Source organism: Rhizobium sp. Root708 (genome assembly GCF_001429725.1).
In the GTDB taxonomy this organism is placed as follows: domain Bacteria; phylum Pseudomonadota; class Alphaproteobacteria; order Rhizobiales; family Rhizobiaceae; genus Rhizobium.
This window is the reverse complement of record NZ_LMHV01000014.1, coordinates 39,574-45,573: the sequence shown is the minus strand read 5'-3', so window position 1 is coordinate 45,573 and position 6,000 is coordinate 39,574. Positions and strand designations below refer to the sequence as shown.

6 protein-coding genes and 1 pseudogene are annotated in these 6,000 nt (G+C 60.8%); all 7 read right to left on the bottom strand.

Annotation, left to right across the window (positions count from 1 at the left end; genetic code table 11):
• Positions 1-85 (bottom strand): annotated as a pseudogene (locus ASE04_RS30970) (GNAT family N-acetyltransferase); the annotation flags it as partial.
• Positions 86-98: 13 nt separating this feature from the next.
• On the bottom strand, positions 99-956 hold the full coding sequence (locus ASE04_RS13200; RefSeq protein WP_056817907.1) for a sugar phosphate isomerase/epimerase family protein: 858 nt from the start codon (positions 954-956) through the stop codon (positions 99-101).
• A gap of 155 nt (positions 957-1,111) precedes the next feature.
• The gene (locus ASE04_RS13195; RefSeq protein ID WP_056817906.1) at positions 1,112-2,326 is read right to left on the bottom strand and encodes an NAD(P)/FAD-dependent oxidoreductase; all 1,215 of its coding nucleotides are present in this window, start codon (positions 2,324-2,326) and stop codon (positions 1,112-1,114) included.
• Between the two features lie 57 nt (positions 2,327-2,383).
• On the bottom strand, positions 2,384-3,328 hold the full coding sequence (locus tag ASE04_RS13190) for a substrate-binding domain-containing protein (protein ID WP_056817904.1): 945 nt from the start codon (positions 3,326-3,328) through the stop codon (positions 2,384-2,386).
• 96 nt (positions 3,329-3,424) lie between these two features.
• Entirely contained in the window at positions 3,425-3,736 is a 312-nt protein-coding gene (locus tag ASE04_RS13185; protein WP_056817901.1) for a MocE family 2Fe-2S type ferredoxin, read from the bottom strand.
• A complete protein-coding gene (locus ASE04_RS13180; RefSeq protein WP_056817899.1) occupies positions 3,733-4,767 on the bottom strand; it encodes a sterol desaturase family protein in 1,035 nt (344 codons plus the stop codon). Before ASE04_RS13180 ends, ASE04_RS13185 begins: the two co-directional genes overlap by 4 nt.
• Before the next feature lie 180 nt (positions 4,768-4,947).
• On the bottom strand, positions 4,948-5,949 hold the full coding sequence (locus ASE04_RS13175; protein ID WP_056817918.1) for a LacI family DNA-binding transcriptional regulator: 1,002 nt from the start codon (positions 5,947-5,949) through the stop codon (positions 4,948-4,950).
• Between the last annotated feature and the right edge of the window lie 51 nt (positions 5,950-6,000).

The window sequence follows — 6,000 nt, the reverse complement described above, 5'->3', positions numbered from 1 at the left end:
CGCCGGCCTTCGGGCCTTCGAGCTGTACGGTCATGACCTCGAGCGGTTTTCCTGCCTGAACGGCAACGGCGGCGCGAACGTCCATCTTCGAATTCTCCTCAATCGCTTGTCTTGATTTTATCTTCGGGAGCAATTCGTTTCCAAAGTGCTCGTACCTCGTCTTTCAGGCGGAGTGCCTCCTGCCAGCGATCGGTGGTATCCTCTCCATCCGGTCCCGTGATCGCGTAGGGCTTTGGCCCCAGCTCGCAGACGAAGGAGACGGCGTCGTCCGGTCCGGCGCGGCGCTGCCAACTTCTCAGCCCGTACTCCCACCAGCCCATGAATAGGTCCAGCCAAGGCTTGTGGTGCGCAAAAGCGATTTCGATCTGCACCTGCTCTCGAGAGGCCACGCGGCCATGGAAGGCCCAGGCGCTATCGAGGATGCGATGCATCAACGCATGGTTCTCGCCCGAAACGGGGACCGCGAATTCCCGTCCGACGAGGAAATGCGAGAGGTCGGCCAGCAGCTTGAGTTCCGGCATCCGGTCCATCAGGTCGAGCGTAAAGAAGAGATCGGTGGTCATGCGGTCGCGGTGCGTCTCGATATAGACAGGCACCTTCGCCTCCTCGCCAAGCCGCTGCCATCCCTCAAGCAACGGAAGGCAATCCTCGACACGGCGGAACCGCACATCCGGCTGAAGGCAGAGATGGGCAACGCCGAACTCAACGGCGTTTTCGAGTGCTGGCTTCAGATCATCGACGGTTTTCGGGAAGCACTGCCCCTCGGCCTTCAACCCATGCTCGGCAAGTAGGACAGTCAACCGCCTGACATAGGCCCGGTCGTACCAATGGGCACTGACGCCGTCAAAGCCAGCCTTCGCGATGCGTTCAACATTCTCTTCGAGCCTTGGTTCGGGCCGAACCGCGCTGCGCAGCTCCATTGCCCACAGCGACTGGAAAACGTTCAAGCTTTGCATTCGAGCCTCGAGAAAATGGTTGGAGTGCAGGACGTCTTATACATTGCGGGACGCTCGTTGATCCAGAAATTGGGGAGGGAGGAGCCATGAAGCCACCTCCCTCCCGGACCGGCAACTTGAGGATGAGTCGCCGTCCATGTGCCAATGTGCAGCTGTCAGGCCGCTGCTTCCGCGCGAGCGCTCTTGAGAACAGCCTTGAGGTTTACGGTTGGATCAGCAAGCGCCTCCGGCTCCGGAACCACTCCAGCGGCGACCAGCATCTCAGCCAGCTTGATATCCTTGGCGAGACTGTTGCCGGGCCCGAGCCCCGCTGCCGCAACAAGACGCCCGCCATCCAGATAAAACTCCAGCTCGCCGTCAGGCGAGGTACGGACGATTGCCTGATGCTCGGGCCGGGGCAAGCCGACCACCTGCAGGCTGAGGTCATACTGATCGGACCAGAACCACGGGATGGCATCGAAAGGCTTTGTATGCCCGATCATGTTTCTTGCCGCCGTCTCCCCTTGTGCTCGTGCGTTCCGCCAGCTTTCGAACCGAACGTGGCCACCGCCCGGCTGCACCACGGCGGCGCAGTCGCCGGCTGCAAAAATATCGCGGTCGCTGGTGCGCAAGCACACATCAGTGTGGATGCCGTTACCCGTCACAAGCGCTGCTGCTTCCGCAAGCGCGCAATCCGCCGTCACGCCGATGGCCGCGATGACGAGATCGGCAGGCACCTCTGTTCCGTCAGCCAGCAGAACGCCGGTGCGGGTGATCTCCGCCACGCCGACGCCAAGGCGGAACTCCACGCCTTGAGCGACGTGCGTTGCATGTAGGCTTCCCGCAAAACGCACCGGCACTGCTCTTCCGAGCGGCTTTGGTGCGGCCTCGATGATGGTGACGGTTATGCCTTTCGCCCGCAGCACGGCAGCAAGCTCCATGCCGATCAAGCCGCCACCAATGATCGCGACGCTTTTCGCAGAGGCCGCGCGAAGGAAGATTTCGGTCGCATCGCCATAGGTCCTGAAGTCGAGCGCATATTCGGCGCCCGTGCATGTCAGCCGCCTGGGACGCGCGCCGGTCGCGAGCAGAAGCTTTTGATAGGGAAGCGTACGACCGTCATTCAGCGAGACGGTTCGCAGGGATGGGTCGAGCCCGGCCGCCACCGCGCCCTGCAGATAATCTATCCCGGCGCTCGCAATCGCGTCGGATCCACAAATTGCCTTCATCCGCACGGTGCCGTCCATCGGCTTGGACAAAGGCGGCCGCTCGTAAGGCAGATGAGACTCGGCCCCGACCAAGGTGATAGCGCCCGTGTAACCGGTCTCGCGCAATGCGAAAGCCGCCCGCGTACCGCACTCTCCTGCCCCGACAATAACGATATCGTCCATCTTCGTTCCACCCGAGAGTTGGGCTGGCGCATCGCCCGGCAATACGCCAGCGAGCCATCAGTTTCGGCTTGCGTACTGGTTCATGTTTTTCGGCGTGACGAGCTCGAAGGGCACCATGACCTGCTTCTCGACCTTCTGCCCGCGGGCCAGCGCCACGGCGGCATCAAGCGCGCTTGCGGACTGAGCCTTGGCGTTCTGGAACACGGTCGCGTCGAGATCACCGGCCGCCATGGCAGCCAAGGCGTCCTGCGTCGCGTCGATGCCGACGACGATGACGTCGTCCATCGATGTGCCGGCGGCCTTCATCGCTTGAATTGCGCCGAGTGCCATCTCGTCATTGTTCGCGAAGACGACATCGATCGGCCGGCCGCTCGTGATCCAGTTCGTCGTCAGGTCCATGGCGTTGGTTCGCTGCCATACCGCGGATTGCTCGTCGGCAATCGCCGCGCCCTTGCAGGCACCACTAGCCAGCGTTTCCTTGAACGACGAAGTCCGATCGCGCGATGCCTGATGAGCAAGGTCCCCCATCAGGATATAGACCTGGGCGTTCCCTTCCTTCTTCTTCGCCGTCAAGAGATCGCAGGTCGCCTCGGCCGCGAGCTTGCCGGAATCGGTTTCCTTCGATCCGACATAGGCTTGCTTCTCGGGGAGCTGCGCGACATTGCCGGGTTCGAGATTGAGGTAGACTAGCGGAATGTTCGCCTTCTGCGCCGCGGCACTGATACCCGGTGCAGCGGAAGCGTCGGCCAAGGTCACGACGATCGCATCGACGCCAGCAGCAATGAAGTTGTTCACCTGGTTGATCTGCTTGGAGATGTCGGTTTGCGCGTCCTCGACCTGTATCTTGACGCCATCCACTTCGGTGGCTCTGGACTGCAGCCCTTCGCGCAACAATGTCTGGAAGTTGTTGTCGAAGCTCTGCATCGAGACACCGATCGTCTCGGCCGATGCAGTGCCGGCCATCAGGAGCGCCGCCAAGGCGCCAACGTAAACTGATTTCATGTCATCCTCCCAATTGAGCGCCGGGCCGCCCAAGTTGCATCCGGAGGCCCCGCGGGGGGCCCGGTTCATGTCAATCGCTGTGTCTGTGGTGGGGGTTTAGGCGAGGGCCACGCGGACTTCTCCGTCGATGACTTCGACCGGATAAGTCTTCAGGTTTTCGCAGGCAGGAAGTCTGAGCGCCTCGCCCGTTCGGTAGTCGAACGCGCCGGAATGCTTGGGACATTCGACCTCGAAATCCATCACGAGGCCATCCGCAAGATGGATCGCTTCGTGGGTGCAGAGACCCGCTGTGCAATAGACGCTGTCATCGGGTGCGCGGTAGATCGCGTAGGTGCGTCCCTCATGGTCGAAGCGCATGGCGCCTTCCTGTTCGATGTCGTCGAGGCTGCAGGCTGGGATCCAGTTCATCGTGCGACCTCCTGTGCTTCCGAGCGAGCCTTCTTGGCGGCAAGCTTTTCCTTCCGCTTCTTGTAACGTTCCTGCATGTGAGTGTCGCCTTCGGGGGAGCCGTCGTGCCATGTGCCGAACCAGCGATCGAGGGGGATCAGGGCATCGCCGTAGTTCACCTCGAAATACTTGTGGTGCAGGTAATGAGCATAGGCGTGGCTATCCACCAGCTTCTCGTCGCCCACCTCGACCTTGTCGAAACCGACGTGGCCGGGGATGGCACCAAATCCCGCATAATGAAGCTGGTAGAGCATGATGATCGGATTGGACGGCAGGATCAGATGGTAGAAGACCGTGCCGAAGTACAGAAGGTGCTCGACGGGATGCATCGACAGCGACGACCACGGCGAAGGGTTGACCGAGTTGTGGTGAACCGAGTGGACCCACTTGTAGAGAAACGGCGTGTGGATGAGCCGGTGCACGCAGAAGAAATGGAACTCGTGAATGACAGGCACCACGAGCGCGACAACGGCGAGCGTCCATGGGTTTTCGGCAAAGCTCAGCCAGGGCGCATAGCCATTGGCGTAGGCCCACAGCATCCCAACCTCGAGCGCCGTCCAGATCGTCACGCCTGAGAGAAAAGTCCTCAGGATATTGTCGAGGTTCTGGCTTTCGAACCAGAACGCCTTGCTTTTCTGTTCGGCCGGAAACTTGCCGTTATATTTGAAGCGGTTTTCCTGGCGCTTCAAAACATAGAGATGGAGTTCGAACGCCCCGTAAAACAGGAAGACACATACCGCATTCACGCCATACAGCCACGCCACCCAGCCGGCGCCGATCGTTTGCATCGTCTCGACCGACGGAATGACCCATACCCAATAGGCAACGGCCGAAATCGCGAAGATCACGTTCCATGGGAAGAAGTAGTGCGGCAGCCACTTCAGGATCGCCATGAACCGGGTCGGAAACTGAAAAAGCGGCGCATATTCGACCGGCTTGTTCGGCGTCCAATCTCCGCGCTTGTTGCGCACTCCATACTTCAGATCGTCCATTGCGCTCTCCTCCGGGCGCTTCGTCAGCCTGCGCCCACACAAGGTTTTCGACGTGAAGGAGAGAGCGCATGGCGCACTCGGTTCCGGCCAGTCCCATAGGGACCTGCCGGCATCTCCTCCCTGCATTCAAAGTAGCAGGAGGATGGCCGAAACGCCGAAGCCTTAGTTGATCAAATTAGATCAAAGCCCCTCGGCGGTGATCGTGATGAACCGGATGTGGTTGGGATCGGGTTTTATCTTCGTCAGGCCGATGCGATGCAGGACCAGATCGAGGGCGCGCTGCGCCTGCGCTTCCGGCGCCTGGTCGAGCACGACATCCATGATGCCATCCCGCAAGGCGGAACGCGTGTAGTCGGTTAATTCGTGGCCGATATACAAGAGATCGCGAAATCCGGGGTGGCGGCGAAGCACATTGATCAGCGCCGAATTTGCGCCGCCGGCGTTATAGAGGCCAACGAGATTCGGATATTTGGCGAGCGCCTCCGACAGCGACTCCGCACTGTAATGCTCCTCGTCGCGCGTGAAGGCCAGCCATTCGAACCCCACGTCGCCCGAATGCTCCAGGAAATAATCGGAGAAGCCGCGAATGCGATCGCGATGGACCTGATAGATCGGATGGCAGAGAGCAACGACGGGTCCGCTTCGGCGGGCCATTCGTGCAATGAAGTGAGCGGCTGTACGGCCGGCGGCGTAATTGTCGATACCGACGAAATCGCCTGTCGTCTCCGATGCACGAGTCACCACATGAACCACCGGAAGGCCCTGCTTGGAGACGGCCTCCACGGCCGCATTGATCGCGGGGCTATTGGGGACCGCGAGTATCAGGGCAGAGCGAGACGATCTCGACTTGAGGATGCGAGCGGCGATCTCCGCCGCATTCCGCTCATCGGCAAAGCTGCGATGAACGATCACCAACGGGTCGAGCGTCGCCGAGATCGCCTCGAAGGCGTTAGCAAGCCGCCGGTAGAACGTCGTCTCCGGCCGCACCATCAGCACTTCGATCCGGATAAGACCTCGATGCGTTTCGGGCAGGACGCGAGGATAGTTCAGCACACGCGCGGCAACGGCGACTTTCTCGATCAGCTCGGCCCGAACGCCGCCACGCCCGTTCAATACGCGCTCGACCGTCGCAGTGCCAACACCCGCGAGCCGGGCGATATCCTGATAGCTTGGTTTCGTCATCGTTCGAACCATCGTGGGACTCGCGACTATCTTTGCCACGACTTCGGCGGC